Annotated in this window: 13 protein-coding genes and 1 pseudogene; 5 read left to right on the top strand and 9 right to left on the bottom strand. The window is 63.4% G+C overall.

The annotated features are described in order from the left end of the window. Positions 1–2: 2 nt before the first annotated feature. The 5 genes from JQ574_RS01710 to JQ574_RS01690 all read right to left on the bottom strand — a co-directional run bounded on the left by JQ574_RS01710 (position 3) and on the right by JQ574_RS01690 (position 5,931). Positions 3–1,619, bottom strand: a complete 1,617-nt coding sequence (locus tag JQ574_RS01710) for an ABC transporter ATP-binding protein (protein ID WP_212205658.1) — start codon at positions 1,617–1,619, stop codon at positions 3–5. A gap of 2 nt (positions 1,620–1,621) precedes the next feature. After that, a complete protein-coding gene (locus tag JQ574_RS01705) occupies positions 1,622–2,461 on the bottom strand; it encodes an ABC transporter permease (protein ID WP_212205660.1) in 840 nt (279 codons plus the stop codon). Then, positions 2,458–3,429 (bottom strand): ABC transporter permease, encoded by a 972-nt coding sequence (locus JQ574_RS01700; protein ID WP_212205662.1) that lies wholly within the window; start codon positions 3,427–3,429, stop codon positions 2,458–2,460. The genes JQ574_RS01705 and JQ574_RS01700 overlap by 4 nt, the downstream gene beginning before the upstream one ends. A gap of 84 nt (positions 3,430–3,513) precedes the next feature. Continuing rightward, positions 3,514–5,100, bottom strand: a complete 1,587-nt coding sequence (locus JQ574_RS01695) for an ABC transporter substrate-binding protein (RefSeq protein ID WP_212205664.1) — start codon at positions 5,098–5,100, stop codon at positions 3,514–3,516. Positions 5,101–5,157: 57 nt separating this feature from the next. Next, a complete protein-coding gene (locus tag JQ574_RS01690; protein ID WP_212205666.1) occupies positions 5,158–5,931 on the bottom strand; it encodes a class II aldolase/adducin family protein in 774 nt (257 codons plus the stop codon). A 153-nt stretch (positions 5,932–6,084) separates the two neighbouring features. Between JQ574_RS01690 and JQ574_RS01685 the strand changes: the two genes are divergently transcribed. Then, entirely contained in the window at positions 6,085–6,771 is a 687-nt protein-coding gene (locus JQ574_RS01685; RefSeq protein ID WP_212205668.1) for a GntR family transcriptional regulator, read from the top strand. A gap of 57 nt (positions 6,772–6,828) precedes the next feature. Continuing rightward, a complete protein-coding gene (locus tag JQ574_RS01680; RefSeq protein WP_212205670.1) occupies positions 6,829–7,854 on the top strand; it encodes a histone deacetylase family protein in 1,026 nt (341 codons plus the stop codon). Here the strand turns inward: JQ574_RS01680 and JQ574_RS01675 are convergent. Further along, on the bottom strand, positions 7,851–11,315 hold the full coding sequence (locus JQ574_RS01675; protein ID WP_212205671.1) for an indolepyruvate ferredoxin oxidoreductase family protein: 3,465 nt from the start codon (positions 11,313–11,315) through the stop codon (positions 7,851–7,853). The two genes, JQ574_RS01680 and JQ574_RS01675, sit on opposite strands and share 4 nt — an antisense overlap. Before the next feature lie 158 nt (positions 11,316–11,473). On the opposite strand from JQ574_RS01675, the gene JQ574_RS01670 reads away from it, so the two are divergent. Both JQ574_RS01670 and JQ574_RS01665 read left to right on the top strand, forming a co-directional pair. Continuing rightward, positions 11,474–11,929, top strand: a complete 456-nt coding sequence (locus JQ574_RS01670) for an Lrp/AsnC family transcriptional regulator (protein ID WP_212276120.1) — start codon at positions 11,474–11,476, stop codon at positions 11,927–11,929. 84 nt (positions 11,930–12,013) lie between these two features. Beyond that, entirely contained in the window at positions 12,014–12,301 is a 288-nt protein-coding gene (locus tag JQ574_RS01665) for a hypothetical protein (protein ID WP_212205675.1), read from the top strand. Between the two features lie 92 nt (positions 12,302–12,393). Here the strand turns inward: JQ574_RS01665 and JQ574_RS01660 are convergent, their stop codons facing one another. The 3 genes and pseudogenes from JQ574_RS01660 to JQ574_RS01650 all read right to left on the bottom strand — a co-directional run bounded on the left by JQ574_RS01660 (position 12,394) and on the right by JQ574_RS01650 (position 15,870). Then, the gene (locus JQ574_RS01660) at positions 12,394–12,900 is read right to left on the bottom strand and encodes a tetratricopeptide repeat protein (protein WP_312014640.1); all 507 of its coding nucleotides are present in this window, start codon (positions 12,898–12,900) and stop codon (positions 12,394–12,396) included. A 119-nt stretch (positions 12,901–13,019) separates the two neighbouring features. Continuing rightward, positions 13,020–13,877, bottom strand: a pseudogene (locus JQ574_RS01655) (Mrp/NBP35 family ATP-binding protein); the annotation flags it as partial. 4 nt (positions 13,878–13,881) lie between these two features. Continuing rightward, positions 13,882–15,870 carry a 4Fe-4S binding protein gene (locus JQ574_RS01650; RefSeq protein ID WP_409363376.1) on the bottom strand — a complete coding sequence of 663 codons (1,989 nt, stop codon included), beginning with the start codon at positions 15,868–15,870 and terminating at the stop codon, positions 13,882–13,884. 181 nt (positions 15,871–16,051) lie between these two features. Here JQ574_RS01650 and JQ574_RS01645 point away from each other — a divergent pair, with 181 nt between their 5' ends. Next, entirely contained in the window at positions 16,052–16,807 is a 756-nt protein-coding gene (locus JQ574_RS01645) for a biotin/lipoate--protein ligase family protein (protein WP_212205681.1), read from the top strand. The last annotated feature ends 4 nt before the right edge of the window (positions 16,808–16,811 follow it).

Here is a 16,811-nt window from a genome sequence, read left to right as displayed (position 1 = left end):
GTTCACGCCGCCTTGGAAGATGATATCTGGCCGGGCACCGCGGCAAGAAGTTCGCGCGTATAGGGGTGCTCGGGAGAGGAGAACAGCGCTGCGGCTGATCTCAGTTCGACGATCGATCCGCGCTGCATCACCGCAATGCGGTCGCAGATCTGCGCTGCCACCCGTAAATCATGGGTGATGAACAGCATCGACAGCCCAAGCCGCGTCTTGAGGTCTTCGAGCAGGTTCAGAACCTGCGCCTGCACGGAGACGTCGAGCGCGGAGACGGCTTCATCGGCCACGAGGATCTCCGGATCGAGCGCCAGCGCCCGCGCGATCCCGATCCGTTGCCGCTGGCCGCCGGAGAATTCGTGCGGAAAACGTTCCATGGCGCTGGCATTGAGGCCGACCAGACCCAGCAGTTCATGGGCGCGCGCTCGCGCGGCCGCAGGGTCCGCGCCGTGCGCGATCGGGCCATCGGTGATGATGTTGCCGACCTTGCGGCGCGGATTGAGCGACGCGAACGGATCCTGAAACACCATCTGGATGCGCTTGCGCTGCTCGCGCAGCGCCTTGCCGTTGATGCGCGTCAGGTCGGTTTCACCGAGCCGCACGGTGCCGGCATCCGGCTCGATCAGGCGCATGATCAGGCGCGCGATGGAGGATTTGCCGGAACCGGATTCGCCGACCAGGCCGAGCGTCTCGCCCTGAAAAATCTCAAAACTGACTTCCTTGGCGGCCTGGACGCTGCGCGTCGGCTGAAACCAGCCGCCGCCGCTGACATAGGTTTTTTCGATCCCGATCACCTCGACCACCTTCGGCCGGTCGAGCCGGGAAGCACGCGCCGGCGGCTGCAGTTTTGGGACAGCGGCGAGAAGTGCCCTTGTATACGGATGTTGCGGACGCTGCAGCACGTCGTCGGCTGCGCCCTGTTCGACCACCTTGCCGTGCTGGAGCACGACGACGCGATCGGCGATATCGGTAACGACGCCGAAATCATGGGTGATGAACATCACCGCCATGTTGCGGCTGCGCTGCAGGTCGCGGATCAGTTTCAATATCTGCGCCTGCGTGGTGACATCGAGCGCGGTTGTCGGCTCGTCGGCTACCAGTACCGCCGGTTCGAGCGCCAATGCCATCGCGATCATCGCGCGCTGCCGCTGACCGCCCGAGAGCTGGTGCGGATAGGCGCGCACGCTGCGTTCGGGGTCGGGAAGGCCGACCTCGCGCAGCAGGCTCACCGCTTTCAGTCTTCGCTCCTTCGGCGTCAACAGACCGTGCGCCTCGAACATCTCGGCGATCTGGTCGCCGATCCGCATCAAGGGGTTGAGCGCCGTCATCGGCTCCTGAAACACCATGGCCACCCGGCGGCCGCGCAAGCCCAGCCAGCCATCCGGGTCCAGGGTCAGCAGGTTTTGTCCGCCAAAGGTAATCTCGCCGGCCTCGGCGATCACGGTGTCGGGCAAGAGGCCCATCAGCGCATGCGCGCACATCGACTTGCCGGAGCCGGATTCGCCGACGACGCAAAGGATCTTGCCGGCGGTGAGTTCGAACGACACGCCGTCCACGGCGTAAGCGCGGTCGCTGCCAGGCGGCAGTGCCAGTTTGAGGTCTTTGATGACTACGGCGGCGTCAGACATGCTCAGCGCCCGTCCTTGTTGAGACGCGGGTTGAGCGCATCGTTGAGACCTTCGCCGATTAGGTTCAGCGCCAGCACCGAGATCAGGATGGCGACACCGGGAAACACCGTGATCCACCAGGCCTGGCGAATGACGGTGCGGCCGGCGCCGACCATGTAACCCCACGACATCAGATTGGGATCGCCAAGGCCGAGAAACGACAGCGAGGATTCGAGCAGGATCGCGGTGGCGACCATCAGCGACGCCAATACGATCACCGGGGAGAGCGCGTTGGGCAGGATCTCGCGCCAGATGATCCAGCTGTTGGTCTGCCCGGTCACGATCGCCGCCTGGACATATTCACGGGTGCGCAGCGACAGCACCTCGCCGCGCACCAGCCGCGCCACCGGCGGCCAGCTGACGATGGCGATCGCAATCACGATCGAGACGATCGACGGCTGCAGCACCGCGACCAGCACGATCGCGAGCGCAAAGCTCGGCACCGTCTGAAAGAATTCGGTGAACCGCATCAGGGCGTCGCCGATCCGGCCGCCGAAATAGCCGGCCGCCGCGCCGACGGGAACGCCGATCGCGAGCGCCGCCAGCGTCGAGACGAGCCCGACCAGCAGCGAGACGCGGGCGCCGTAGATGATGCCCGCCATCACGTCGCGGCCGAGCGCGTCGGTGCCGAGCGGCAGGCCGGCCAGCGTGAACGGCGGCAGGAACGGCCGCTGCACCATTCGCCAGGGCGAGGTGGGGAACAGCAGGGGACCGAACACCGCGACCGCGATCGCAATCGTCAGGATCACGAGGCCGATCAGCCCGCCGGGATTGCGGAGCATCATTCGCCAAAACTGTCTCATGCGGCAAACTCGATGCGGGGATCGACCGAACGATAAATCAGGTCGGTGATCAGGTTGAAGGCCAGCACCATCGCCGAGCAAACGACGAAGACGCCGAGCAAAAGGTTGTAATCGCGCTGCAGCAGCGCCTCGTACATCAGGCGGCCGATGCCGGGCCAGGCGAACACGGTTTCGGTCAGCACGGCGCCGCCGACCAGGGTGCCCGCTTGCAATCCCGCCAGCGTCACCACCGGCAGCAGCGCGTTGCGCAGCACATGGCGGCGCTGGATCACGGCATCGCGCAAACCCTTGGCGCGCGCGGTCTTGACGAAGTCGAGCCGTTTGACCTCGAGCATCGAGGCGCGGGTCATGCGGGCGTAGGTGGCCATGAAGAACAGCCCGATCGTGGTCGCCGGCATGATCAGATGCGCGCCGACGTCCAGCACGTGGGCGAGGCCAGTGTAATTCGCGCCGACGGTTTCGTAGCCAAAGCTCGGCAGCCAATCCATCGTGACCGAGAACAGCAGGATCGCCATTAGTGCGACCCAGAATAGCGGCGTGGCGTAGAAGATCAGCGCCAGCACCGTGATGGCGGTATCGGTCCAGCTGCCGGCGCGGCGCGCCGCCAGCGTTCCGAACAGGACGCCGAAGGCGAGCGAGATCGCGAACGCGGTGCCGGTCAGCAGCAGGGTGGCCGGAAGCCGGTCGAGGATCAGCTTTGAAACCGGCATTTGCTGGCGGAACGAAAAGCCGAGATCGAGGCTGATGATGCCCTTGACGTAGAGAAACAGTTGCACCGGCAAAGGCTGGTCGAGGCCGAACTTTTCGCGGAGCTGCGCCAGGAAGATCTGGTCGCCGGCGCCGGCTTCGCCGGCCATCACCAGCGCCGGATCGCCCGGCGCCAGCCGGATCAGGAAAAAGTTGAGGACGACGATTGCCAAGAGGACGATGACGGCCTTGCCAATGCGCTGGGCAATGAATGCGAGCATCGTGTGGATTTCCGCTGCGTTAAAGGCGTGGTGTTGGAGTATCCGGCCGCGGCGAAGCGCCGCCGCGGCCCAGATGTCAGGGCGTTATTTCTCGATCCACGCGTCGCGGAAACCGTCATTGACGCCGATCGCGGTCGTGACGAGGTTCTTGACGTTGCAGCGGGTGATGGTGGGGAACTGCAGTTCGAGCAGCCATGCCACCGGCACGTCGTCGGTCAGGATCTTCTGCGCCTTGGTGTAGATCTCCGCCCGCTTGGAATCCGGGAAGGCGACGGCGCCGTCCGCGAACAGCTGATCGATCTCCGGATTCGAATAGCCCTCGACGTTGTTGAACGGCGAGCCCTTCGTTATCTGGCTCGAGACGTAGTTGCGGCCGACGCCGAGCGCGGGATCGCCGTACTGATAGAGATAGGTGAAGGCCATATCATAGTCCCAGTCGGCGGTTTTCTGGTTCCAGCCGGGGACATCGGTCGCCACCATTTCGATATTGATGCCGACATCCTGCAGATTCTGCTTCACGGCTTCGGCCCAACGCTGCCAGGTTTCGCCATAGGGCAGCGGCAGCAGCCGAACCTTCTCGCCATTGTAGCCGGCCTCCTTTAGCAGGGCCTTCGCCTTCGCCGGGTTGAAATCGTATTTCGACACCGCGTCGGTGTAGTATTTGATCGAGGAGCCGGACGGACCGGTCGCGACCTTGCCGAGGCCGTTCCAGATCACGTCCTTTGCAAAGTTGCGGTCGATCGCGAACATCACGGCTTGACGGAATTTCTTGTTGGCCGTGGGGCCGGAGCGGTTGTTGAGCCACAGCCAGGAATGCGGGCTGAAGAATTCCCACCCTGCGCCGGTGACGCACACGTTCTTGAGCTTGCTCAGACGCGGAACGTCGAAATTCTCGACCGAACCGCCCGGCAGCACGTCGACCTTGCCGGTCTCGAACGCCACCGACCGCGCCGCGGCGTCGGGAATGACATGCCAGTAGATCTCGTCGAGGTTGGGCTTGCCCTTGATGTAGTAGTTCGGGTTCTTGACCAGCCGGATGAACGAGCCCTTCTGCCATTCCTTGAACATGAAGGGGCCGGTGCCAATTGGCGTATTGTTGGCCGGGTTGGTCTTGAAGTCGGTTCCTTCATAGATGTGTTTTGGAATCATCGGCATCGAGCCGACTTCGAAGATGCCGAGGAACGGTCCGAACGGCTGCTTCAGCGTGAACACGACGGTGGAATCGTCTGGAGTTTCCACCTTGTCGAGCTGAGCCAGGTTGCCGCGCGCGCGAGCATGGGTCTGTTTGAGGAATTCGATCGAGAAGACGACATCGGCCGAGGTGAACGGCTTGCCGTCGTGCCAGGTGACGCCCTTACGGAGCTTGAACGAGTAGATCTTGCCGTCTTCGCTGACGCTCCAGCTTTCGGCGAGACCCGGCAGCGGCTCCAGCTTCGGACCGTAGCGAAGCAGGCCTTCGTAGATGTTACCTGATACCATCTGGGTCGGGCCGTTCTGCACGATGCCCATCATCAGGCCCGGCGGTTCGGGCTGGATCACGGCATTGACGACGCCGCCGGCCTTCGGCTCTTGCGCAAAGGCTTTACTGGAAAGGGCTGTGCTGGAGAGCACAAGGGCGCCTCCGGAAAGGCCGCCTACCACAGCGAGACCCATAACAAATTGCTTCAGCATGACATCTCTCTCTTGATCGCCTGAGCGGCGCGCGTTGCGTTGAAGTTTGAGTGGGGGCTAGTTCATGAAGTCCGGATCTGACCGTTCCAGCATCCGCTTGAAGGCGGTCCATTCGATGTCCGGCAAACCCTGGACTTCGATGCTGTCGTAGAACGTCGCGTATTGCCCGGCGGTCTTGCGGGCGACGCTTTCCGAGAGCGGCACGATCTCGGCGCCGGCGCCCTGGACCGCGAGCTGGGCGCGGCACGAGCGCTCCAGATTGTGCATCAGCTTGAAGGCTTCGGCGACGGAACGGCCGCAGGTGAGCATGCCGTGGTTGCGCAAAACCATGACGAACTTGTCGCCGAGATCGGCGACCAGGCGCTCGCGCTCATCCAGATCGAGCGCGATGCCTTCATAATCGTGATAGGCGAGGCGGTCGGTGAATTGCATCGACCATTGATTGAGCGGCAGCAGTCCCTGCTTCTGGCAGGACACCGCGACGCCGGCGACGGTGTGGGTGTGCAGCACGCAGGCCGCATCGGTGCGCGCCGCATGCACGGCGCTGTGAATGGTGAATCCGGCCGGGTTGATGCCGAGGTCCATCGGGTCGTCGATGACGTTGCCGTCGATATCGACGGTGACCAGATTGGACACGGTGACCTCTTCAAACCGCAGGCCGTAGGGATTGATCAGAAAGCGGTCATGGCTGCCCGGCAGCCGGGCCGAGATATGGGTGTAGATGCTGTCGTCGAGGCCGAGCCGGTGAATCAGCCGGTAGGCGGCGGCGAGATCGATTCGGGCTTGCCGGGTTCCGTCCTTGATGGCCGGGGGCGGTACGTGCGCTGTCATTATTGGAATGCACCCTTTTTGAACAGGTCCAAGGGTTGCATCGCAACTAGGCTCATGACAAGACTAAACTGTCGACAATCGACGCTTAAATTATGTACAAGTGGTAAAACCGACCAAAATCGGATAAGAACCGGCCAAAATGGACCCATTTTGATGCGCACATTGTCCCCGCCGGTCGGATTGCCCGCCCTCGCCGACACCGATCTCGTCGGTCAGGTCGCCCGTCTTTTGACCCAGGCGGTGGTCGAAGGCCGGCTGGCGCCGGGTTCCAAAGTCGTTGAAGCGGGGATCGCGCGGGAGCTTGGCGTGAGTCGGGCGCCGGTGCGTGAGGCCGCGCGGCTGCTGGAACAGCAGGGACTGCTGGTGGCCAGTCCGCGCCGCGGCTTCTTCGTGCGCAAATTCGCCGCCGACGATATCGACGACATCTATGACTTGCGGCTGTGCGTCGAGCGGCACGCGGCCGTGCTCGCCGCGCGCAATCTCACGCCGGAGACGCGCGACATGCTGCGACGGCAGATCGACGTGCTGCACCAGACCGCTGATCTGGAGGATCCCGCAAGGCAGGTCGAGGAGGACTACCGCTTTCACCGCCTGATCTGTGAGATCGCGGCGAACCGGCGGCTGTTGCGGTTGTTCGACGATCTCGCATCGGAAATGCGCATGGTGATCGGCCTGATCGGCCGGCTGTACGACGATCCGCATGAAATCGCCCGGACACACGAACCCGTGCTAGCTGCCATCGAACAAGGCCATCCCGAACGCATCGTGGCGCATATCGACTATCACATCGGTCATGCGTGGCGCGAAGTCGGAAAACTCGTGCGGGAGATTCCCGCTTAACCGGCGGCGCACGCTGGTGCGCGCCAGATTTCATTGACAGGAAACAGGAGTATCCGCGTGAAGGCCGTCTACACTGAACTGCACCGCAGCCACGATCCGCAATTCTTTCTGGTGCGCGGCGTCGTCCAGCGCACCACCGAACAGCCCGAACGCGCCGACCGGCTGCTCGCAGGATTGAAGGCCGGCAAGCACGAACTGGTTGCGCCCACACTATTCGGGCAGGGCCCGCGCGCACGGATTCACAGTCCGGAATATCTCGGCTTTCTCGCCGAAGCCTGGGAGGCCTGGTCCGCGCTCGGCAATGCCGGTCCGGAAATGATCGCCAACATCCATCCGGTGCGCCATGCCGCAACCTATCCGACCCATATCGTCGGCCGGCTCGGCTGGCATACCGCCGATACTGCAGCTCCGATCGGTCCGGGTACCTTTGCTGCGGCTTGCGCGGCTACGGATGTGGCAACGACGGCGGCTCAGCTCGTTATGGACGGTGAAGACGCGACCTACGCGCTGTGCCGTCCGCCCGGCCATCACGCCTACCGCGATATGGCCGGCGGCTTCTGCTTTTTCAACAACAGCGCGATTGCAGCGGCGCATCTGCGCCAGCTGCATGAGCGTGTTGTCATCCTCGATGTCGATGTTCACCACGGCAACGGCACGCAGGGCATTTTCTACGAACAGCCGGACGTGTTTACCGTGTCGATCCATGCCGATCCCACTTCCTACTATCCGTTCGTCTGGGGTTATGCGCACGAGCGCGGCGCGGGTCCAGGTCTCGGCACCAACCTCAATATTCCCCTGCCGATCGGCACCGGCGATGACGGCTACATGGCGTCGCTTGGCATTGCAAAGAAAGCCATCGATGCCTTCGCACCAGGTGCATTGGTGGTCGCACTCGGTCTCGATGCGTCGGAGCACGATCCGCTCGCGGGGCTTGCTGTGACGACGGCCGGATTCCGGCGCATCGGCGCCGCCATCGCGCGGCTCGGGCTTCCGACCGTCTTCGTTCAGGAAGGCGGATACCTCTCCGACATTCTCGGTGCCAACCTGACCTCCGTTCTCGCCGGCTTCGAAGAAGCCCGCTAGGCCGCGCGACGTTCAGGTGACGACGACTTCAGGAGACGGAGCAAATCCTCCGTCTCCTTTTGTACTTTCGCCACCGCTTCCAGCTTCACGGGGCCATAGCCGCGAATGTCCATCGGTGCCGCTGCGATCCTGGCCAGGCGTTCGATGGTGTCAGGTGAAATCCAGGGGGTGAGATCGGTCACGAGCCTTTCGTACCAGTCGATCAGGCCACGCTCCATCTGGCGCTCGTGCGTATAGCCGAACACGTCCAACGGCGTGCCACGCAGGAATTTGAGCCGCGCCAGAATCCGGAATGGTGTCTGGATCCATTGCCCGAATTGACGCTTGAGCGGCCGGCCGCGGGCGTCCTTTCCGGACGACAGCACCGGCGGCGCCAGATGATACGTGATCGCGAAGTCGCCTTCGAACTCCTGCCGCAGCTTTTCCTGAAACCCGGTCTCCATGTGCAGCCGCGCCACCTCGTACTCGTCCTTGTAGGCCATCAGCTTGAAGAGGGACCGCGCGACGGCGGTCGTTAGCGCCTGCGAGCCGGCTACGTGACGTTCCTCGGCGGCGCGGACTTGACCGACGAATTTGAGGTAACGATCGGCATAGGCTGCATCCTGATAGGCGGTGAGGAACTCGACACGGCGAGAGATGACTTCGTCCAGCGTCTCTTCCTTTCTGGCCTGCCCAAATAGCGACGTCACAAAATCACGATCCGCTGCGGCGAGGCGCCCACTGGCAAAAGCCTGCTTGTTCTGTTCGATCGCAACGCCATTCAACTCGATCGCGCGCATCAGCGCCGCCGAACTCACCGGCACCAGGCCCTGCTGCCACGCCGCTCCGAGCATGATCACATTGGCAAAGACCGTGTCGCCGAACAGCGCGTCGGATAGCCGGTTCGCGTCAAGACTCCTGAAATTGTCCGATCCGACGACGCGCTCGAGGTGCCGAAGTCTCGCCGCTGCCTCCAGGCTGGCATCGCGATTGCGCACGATGTCGCCGGTCGGCATCTCGGCGGTGTTGACGATCGCCCGCATGTCAGGTCCGTAAGTGCCGGACGCCTTCGGCGATGAACTCACCACGATGTCGCATCCGATCAACGCGTTGGCGGCGCCCTGATCGATCCGGACCTGGTGGATATCTTCAGGTTTGTTTGAGAGCCGGATGAAACTCAGCACCGGACCGAATTTCTGCGCGAATCCGGTAAAATCCAGTACCGATGCGCCCTTGCCCTCCAGATGCACCGCCATCGTGATCAACGCGCCGACGGTGATGACGCCGGTGCCGCCGACGCCGGTCACCAGCAGGTTGAACGGTTTCTCGAGGGAGGGGAGGCTTGGTTCAGGAAGCGCCGTCGTGCGGGCCATCGCGTCGATGCCCGCTCCCTGTTTCTTGCGGCGGGTCGCGCCTTCGACCGTGACAAAGCTCGGGCAAAAGCCGTTGACGCAGGAAAAGTCCTGGTTGCAGGTCGAGAGATTGATCTGGCGCTTGCGGCCGAACGGCGTCTCCTTGGGCTCGACGCTGAGACAGTTGGACTCGACGGAACAATCGCCGCAGCCCTCGCAGACGAGATCGTTGATGACGGCGAACTTTTTCAGCTCGGGCGCCTGGCCGCGCTTGCGTTTGCGCCGCCGCTCGGTGGCGCATTCCTGCTCATAGATCAGCACGGATACGCCGGCGATCTGTCGCAGTTCGCGCTGCACGGCGTCCAGCTGCGCGCGGGGATGGATGGTTACGCCGTTGGGAAAATCGCTCGCATGCAATTGTTCGGGCGCATCGGACACGATCGCAATCCGCGCCACGCCGTTGGCACGAACTTCGTGGGCGATGGAGTGAATGCTGATCGGTCCGTCGACGGGCTGGCCGCCGGTCATCGCGACCGCATCGTTGAACAGGATCTTGTAGGTGATGTTGGTCTTGGCGGCGATCGCCTGGCGGATCGCCATCGATCCGGAATGATAGTAGGTGCCTTCGCCGAGATTCTGGAACACGTGCTTGCCGCCGGTAAAGCGCGAGGAGGCGATCCAGTTGACGCCTTCGCCGCCCATCTGGATCAACGAACTCGTATCGCGATCCATCCAGCTCGCCATGAAATGACAGCCGATGCCGGCCAGCGCCTGCGATCCCGCAGGCACCTTCGTCGACGTGTTGTGCGGACAGCCCGAACAAAAATAGGGCGTGCGGGTCGCGCCTGATATGTTGATGATGTCAGCACTTGGGCGCAGCAGGCGTTCGGCGCGCGATGCGAGGTTGAGGCCCGGAAAGATCAGGTCAAGCCGCTTGGCGACGATCGGCGCCAGCAGCCGCGGCGACAATTCGCCGACCCAGGGCACCAGCGGGTCATTGTTTTCATCGCTCTTGCCGGCCATGTGTTCGGGCTTGTGGCCGGGATAGTCGTAGAAATATTCCTTGAACTGGCTTTCGATGATGCCGCGCTTTTCCTCGATCACGAGGATCTCGCGTTTCTCCCGGACGAATTCCAGCGCGTCGTGATGTGCGAGCGGCCACACCATCCCGACCTTGTAGATGTCGATGCCAAGCCGCCGGCATTCGGATTCGGTGAGCCCCAGGAGTTGCAACGCTTCCATCAGGTCGAGATGAGCCTTGCCTGTCGTGACGATGCCGTAGGTGGCGTCGGGGATGTCGTAGATCCTGCGGTCGATCGGGTTAGCGGCGGCAAATGCCAGCACCGCGTTCTTCTTGGCTTCCAGCCGCTGCTCGATCTGCGGACCGGGAAGGTCCGGCCAGCGGTAGTGCAGGCCGCCGGCGGGCGGTTCGAATGCCGGCGGGTTGAACAGGCGGCGCGCCGGCAATTCGACCGAGGCGCAGGACTCGACCGTTTCCGAGATCGCCTTGAAGCCGACCCACATGCCGGAAAACCGGCTCAGCGCGTAACCGTACTCACCAAAGGCAAGATATTCCGCCACGCTCGACGGGCTAAGCGTCGGCATGAACCACGCCATGAAGGCGACGTCCGACTGGTGCGGCATCGATGACGACACGCAGCCATGATCGTCGCCGGCGACGACCAGCACGCCGCCATGCGGCGAGGAGCCGTAGGCATTGCCGTGCTTCAACGCATCGCCGGATCGGTCGACGCCGGGGCCCTTGCCGTACCAGAGGCCGAACACGCCATCGACTTCGCGCGCCGGGTTGGTTTCGACCTGCTGCGATCCCAGCACGGCGGTGGCGGCCAAGTCTTCGTTGACGGCGGGCAGGAATTCGATGCGCCGTTCGCTCAGGAGTTTTTTCGCGCGCCAGAGTTCCAGATCGACGCCGCCGAGCGGCGAACCGCGATAACCGGAGACGAATCCGGCCGAGTTGATGCCGTCGGCAGAATCGCGGTCGCGCTGGTCGAGCAGGATGCGCACCAGCGCCTGCGTGCCCGTCAGCAGCACACGCCCGCTCTGGCGCGTGTATCGGTCCATCAAGGCGTAATCGTCGAGGTCTCTGCCTGTCGTCAGGGTCTGGGTCATGTCGGCCTCCCGCCGTGTCAGGTCGGTGAAAGTGTCGACCCGATCAGGCGGAAGAATTGTCCTGATTGTTCGAAATTTCCGTCTATTATGGTAGAAACTACCAGAAACGACCTGTCATTCGGTATACTTTGTCACCGCAGTCCAAAGGAGAGCCCAGCATGATTGAAGGACATGATCGACGGCTGCTGAACCATCTCCAGAAAGACGGCCGCCGCAGCAACCAGGATCTCGCCGACGACGTCGGCATGTCGCCGTCGGCGTGCTGGCGCCGGGTGCGGGCGCTCGAAGAGTCCGGCGTCATCACCGGCTATGCGGCGCTGGTCGACCGCGAGCGGGCCGGCTTCCTGACTTCAGCCATTCTGCATGTGTCGCTCGATCGCCACGACACGAACTTCGTCACCCAGTTCGTCGCGCGCGTGAAACGGCGCCCCGAGGTGCTCGAGTGCTTTGCGACGACGGGGGATGCCGACTATCACCTGCGTGTCGTCGTCGCCGACATGGCCGCCTATAACCGGTTTCTCGACGAGTTCATGTTCAAGATTCCGGGCATCCGTCACGTCCGCACCAATGTCATCCTCAAGGAGATCAAGTGCGACGTCGCGCTGCCATTCTGAAAGGGGCTGGCGCCGGGGAACTATCGCTGTCGCTGAACGTTTGTCTTCCGAATTTCGAGAACCTTTTGGTTATGGGAGAGCAAAATGATTCGTGCTGCCGCAGCAATTCTCGTGGGATCGTTGGTCATCGGACCTGCGGCCGCGCAATCGACGACGCCGTCAAGCGAAAAGCCGGAGACCAGTTGCTCGACAACGGGCTCCGCGACCTCGGGACACGGCGACGAAAAGACGTCGAATTCAATGGCAGTTGGAAAGAGCGCGATCCTTCCCGACGCCGGCGGCGCCAATTCGGCCGCACCGACGGTGCAAAGCGGCGACAAGCCCATGGTGGTCCGAAAGGATTGCCCGCCGGATTCCAAACCGAAGGGATGAGCGCATCGACGCTTCGCGAATGCTCTTGCTGCCTTCGCTAGCGGCGAGCGCGAGGATGATGCCGGCCTACCTGTCGTGAGAAGTACGTTCGCTCAATCGCACTGCTCGTAGCCGGACGACTTGCATTTCTGCGCCTTGTCGCGCGCTTCGCTGACCTGCTGCGGGGTCAGCTCCTTGGTGAGCAAAGCGAGATCCTTCTTGGCCTCGGCATTGCCCTGCGCAGCCGCCACTTCATACCACATGTAGGCGCGGACGGTGTCGGGCGATTCCTCGCCGCTGGCCTTGTAGTAGAGGCTGCCGAGCAACGTCTGGGCCTGGGGGTTGCCTTGCTTGGCGGCGAGCCGGCTCCACTTCCGCGCTTCCTTTTCGCTCTTGGGAACGCCGAGGCCCATCCGGTGCATCACCGCGACCTTGTATTGCGCGATGGCGTTGCCCTTTTCCGCGAGCGGACGAAACAGTTTGATCGCCGCCGCATATTGCTTTTTTGCAAACGCGGCCGTGGCTTCCTTCAAGCTGTCGGCATGGGCTGCGGGTCCGTTGGCGGTGAGAGCTAACAAGAGGATCGCGGTCATCAATCCAAAATTTCTCAATAAGCGCACGATATTTCTCCCTTAAATATCTCGAAGAAAATATAACGCTTTCGTATCTCGAAAATCTGCGCGGCACAATCGCGGCGCCGCCAGCATTCGCGCTGCGATGCGATCAAGCGCCGTTTCGTTCACTCAATGATAATGCGAGGCGGCGGCCGGCTTGCTGCGCCTGACGTGATCGTGCTCCAGACATCGCGGGCGATCGCGATGTAGTGGCGCGCATGAACGCCGTCCGGTTCGGTCGCGACCACCGGGCGGCCATCGTCAGACGTCTCGCGAATTTTGATATCGAGGGGTATCTCGCCGAGATACGGAATCCCGCGCCGTTCGGCGTCCTGCCGTGCGCCGCCATGGCCGAAGATCGGCGTGAGCTTCTGGCAGGCCGGGCAGCAGAACGCCGACATGTTTTCGATCAGACCCAGGATCGGGATGTTGACCTTCTCGAACATCGCGATGCCGCGCCGCGCGTCGATCAGCGCGATGTCCTGCGGTGTGGAGACAATGACTGCGCCCGCCAGCGGCGCCTGCTGCGCCATGGTGAGCTGCGCGTCGCCGGTGCCCGGCGGCAGGTCGATGACCAGAATATCGAGATCGCCCCACGCCACCTCGCGCAGCAATTGCGTGATCGCCGAGATCACCATCGCCCCGCGCCAGATCATGGCGAGGTCTTCCTCGACTAGAAAGCCGATCGACATCACCTTGACGCCAAACCGCTCCAGCGGCTCCAGCATGCGCGGGCCGACCTGGCGCGGCTTGCCGCGCAGCCCGAACAGTTTTGGCTGCGATGGACCATAAATGTCCGCGTCGAGAATGCCGGCTTTCAGCCCGATGGCGGCAAAACCGAGTGCGAGATTGCAGGCGGTGGTGGATTTGCCGACGCCGCCCTTGCCGGACGCGACCGCGATGACGTGCTTCACGCCGGGAATGCCTGACGCGCGCGAGGTTGCGCGTGCTGCAGGGGCTGGCTGGGTGGCGGACACGGCGGGCTCCTTACGATCCAACGGGATCGCCCTTCTTGCCATCGCGCGCGCGCAAATAGTCTTCCGTCGACATCACCGGCGGCCGTTGCGGCGCCCCGTGCGGGTCAAAACCCTCATTGACCACGGCTTCGACGCGGCAATCCGCGCACATCTTGATGACATCGATCCGCTTGGCGTTGGCGCCCTGGAACATCCAGTGCTTCTCGCCGAGTTTTGCCAGTACGCGTTCTATCGAACTTTTGGTCCCGAACGGTTTGCCGCAGGCGATGCAGTTGAAGGGTTCTTCTTCCTTCAGAACGCGCAGCGGCGCGTTCCATGCCGCAAAATCCAGCCGCGGCTCGAGCGTGATGACTTTTTCGGGGCAGGTCGCTTCGCAAAGCCCGCACTGCACGCACAGGCTCTCGGTGAAGCGCAGCATGGCGCGGTCGGGGTTGTCCGACAGCGCGCCGGTCGGGCAGGCGGTGACGCAGGCGTGACAGAGCGTGCAACCTTCGACATTGAGATTGACGCCGCCGAACGGCGCGCCCGGCGCAAGCGGGACGCTATCCACCGGCGCGGGTGCCGCGAGGTGAAGTTCGCGAAACGTCGTTTCGAGCACGCCGCGCTTGGCGCCGCGCGGCACGAAGCCGGCCGGCTTTGGCGTCGCAACGCCGCCTGGCGCCGCATCGAGCATCGCGCGCAGCTGGTCCGGGTCGTCGGTCTCGAGGATACGCACGAGGCCCGCGCCGAAGCCGAGTGCGGCAACCACGGTGTCGGATGTTCCGGCGGTCCGGTGCAGTCCGGCAATATCATGCCTGGGTTTGCCGCGCGTCAGGATCGCGACACCGCAGCCGCCATAGGCGAACACCGCGGCGATACTCTCCGGTCCGAGCTGCGTCACTTCATTGACGCGCAGCGGCAGCACATGGGCCGGCAGTCCGGCGCCGAACCTTGCCAACGCGTCGATCAGCGCGTCGCCATGCTCGCCGTCGTGGAACAGCACGATCGCGTTGCTGCCGCCGGCCTTGCGATAGGTCTGCAACAGCGTGCGCAATCGCCGCATCAGCGCGTCTGCACTGGGCAGTGCATATGAAGCCGCACCGGTCGGACACACCGAGGCGCAGGCGCCGCAGCCGGCGCACACATTGGCGTCGATCGCGACCGCCTTTCCGTTCGGCGTAATCGCTCCGGTCGGGCAGAGATCGAGGCAGCGCGTGCATCCGGTAATGCCGGAGCGCGAATGGGCGCACAGCGCTTCCTCGAACTGAATGAAGCGCGGCTTGTCGAAGGTGCCGACCAGGTTGCCCGCATCCGCAATCGCGCGCTCGACGGCGGCGCGGTCGCGCGGATCGGCGCGCAGATATCCCGGACGCAGTTCGTGCGCGGGAAACAACGGCGTGCCGCCGCTGAGATCGAGGATCAAATCGCAGGTCGACGTCGCGCCATTGCGTGCCGGGCCGAATACGAGCTTGGCGCGCGAAGATGGCAGCGGCAGCGCGTAATCGTCGATCCCGAGCTCAAATGCGCCGAGATGACCGCGCGCATTGCGGATCGTGCCCTTGAGAACCGGAAACTCGTTGCTCCGGCGTGGGGTGACGTCGCCGGGTTTTGACAGAAGCACGGTGATGTCGAGACGGTCGGCGAGGCGCTGCGCGGCGTCGATGGCGACTTCGTCGCGGCCATAGATCAGCGCGACGCCGCTGCTCTCCAGCGTCACCATTGAGATCGGCGGCATTTCTTCCTGCGCGGCCGCAATCAGCGCCGCAGCTTTCGGACCGGCCGCCGCCGCATCATTCGACCAGCCGCCGGCTTCGCGGATGTTGGCAAAGGTGAGTTGTGCTTGCGGGAAATCCTCGGCGACTTCGCGGAACAGCGGCGCTTCCTGCGTGCAGGCCACCGTGATCGGGGCGCCGTCGGCAAGCGCTTGCTTGAACCGTTCGAGTTCGAGGCCGCAGAGCTGGTTGGCTTGCGTGATCTTCCCGGCGCAGCCACGGTTGATCGCCGGCACGTCGAGCGGCATGGTCTTCTCGCAACTGCAAATCAGAAGATGAGACGCCACGGTAGCCATCGTTAACTTCCTGAACCGGCGCGCATCGCACGGTTCGCTTTCTGGTTCCGCTCGTGTTGCGAGCCCAAGGGGGATAGCATACACCGGCGGATTGCAAAGCAATTTAGCACAGCAACGCAGGATGAGCTTTTCGATGATGTCGCGTCGCGGGGAAGTGGATCAGGCACCCGATCTGCCCCCCGGTTATACTTTGGTCGCGTTACGCGAACTCGGCGACGCGTTTGCCCATGGATGCGAAATCGCGGCCGAAGCGGGCGCCGGAACACTGGTCTGGGTGCGGCGCTACGACCTGGTCGAATTCGCCGTGGTACTCGAACCCGACGAACCCTTGAAATCGGCGCGCCGGGCGTTGTTCGCCGGCATGAACGCGCTGGCGGACGCCATCGCGGCGCATTGCCCGCCCGAACGGGATGTAAGCTTCGACTGGCCCGATGCAATCCGGTTCGACGCGGGATTGCTGGGCGGCGCGCGGCTCGGCTGGCCCGCCGATTGCGCGGAAACCGACGTGCCAAACTGGCTGGTTTTCGGCGTGATCCTGCGCGCCGCCGACATGGTGCATCTCGACGAGGTGCAGGCCGCGGCCGGCGTTTCGATGCTGGGCGCAGGCTTTGAGATGGTCGATGCCGACGCGATCATCGGCAGCTTCGCCCGCCATCTGATGACCGCGTTCGACCGCTGGAACGAGCGCGGTTTTGAGGCCATCGCCAGGGATTATCTGGAGCGGCTTCCGAGGCGCAAAGCCGGTGAGATCAGGGCCATCGACGTCAACGGCGATCTGCTGGTCAAGCTGCCGGCCGGCAGCGGGCCGCCCGATCGATCCAGCCTCGTGGATGCGCTGGCGCAAGCGGACTGGTATGATCCGCAATTGCGCGGTCCGAAGTTCGGATGAGGCT

It is taken from the genome of Bradyrhizobium sp. AUGA SZCCT0158 (assembly GCF_018130065.1).
Lineage (GTDB): Bacteria > Pseudomonadota > Alphaproteobacteria > Rhizobiales > Xanthobacteraceae > Bradyrhizobium.
Note: the sequence above shows the minus strand (reverse complement) of the source record. Positions and strands in the feature narration are given on the sequence as shown.

What these genes read in the sequence shown, in the direction of transcription:
- JQ574_RS01665 (WP_212205675.1), top strand. Translation starts at nt 12,014, where the DNA reads ATGATTCGTGCTGCCGCAGCAATTCTCGTGGGATCGTTGGTCATCGGA.
- JQ574_RS01650 (WP_409363376.1), bottom strand. Translation starts at nt 15,870, where the DNA reads ATGCCGCTCGACGTGCCGGCGATCAACCGTGGCTGCGCCGGGAAGATC.
- JQ574_RS01645 (WP_212205681.1), top strand. Translation starts at nt 16,052, where the DNA reads ATGATGTCGCGTCGCGGGGAAGTGGATCAGGCACCCGATCTGCCCCCC.
- JQ574_RS01670 (WP_212276120.1), top strand. Translation starts at nt 11,474, where the DNA reads ATGATTGAAGGACATGATCGACGGCTGCTGAACCATCTCCAGAAAGAC.
- JQ574_RS01695 (WP_212205664.1), bottom strand. Translation starts at nt 5,100, where the DNA reads ATGCTGAAGCAATTTGTTATGGGTCTCGCTGTGGTAGGCGGCCTTTCC.
- JQ574_RS01700 (WP_212205662.1), bottom strand. Translation starts at nt 3,429, where the DNA reads ATGCTCGCATTCATTGCCCAGCGCATTGGCAAGGCCGTCATCGTCCTC.
- JQ574_RS01675 (WP_212205671.1), bottom strand. Translation starts at nt 11,315, where the DNA reads ATGACCCAGACCCTGACGACAGGCAGAGACCTCGACGATTACGCCTTG.
- JQ574_RS01685 (WP_212205668.1), top strand. Translation starts at nt 6,085, where the DNA reads ATGCGCACATTGTCCCCGCCGGTCGGATTGCCCGCCCTCGCCGACACC.
- JQ574_RS01705 (WP_212205660.1), bottom strand. Translation starts at nt 2,461, where the DNA reads ATGAGACAGTTTTGGCGAATGATGCTCCGCAATCCCGGCGGGCTGATC.
- JQ574_RS01690 (WP_212205666.1), bottom strand. Translation starts at nt 5,931, where the DNA reads ATGACAGCGCACGTACCGCCCCCGGCCATCAAGGACGGAACCCGGCAA.
- JQ574_RS01710 (WP_212205658.1), bottom strand. Translation starts at nt 1,619, where the DNA reads ATGTCTGACGCCGCCGTAGTCATCAAAGACCTCAAACTGGCACTGCCG.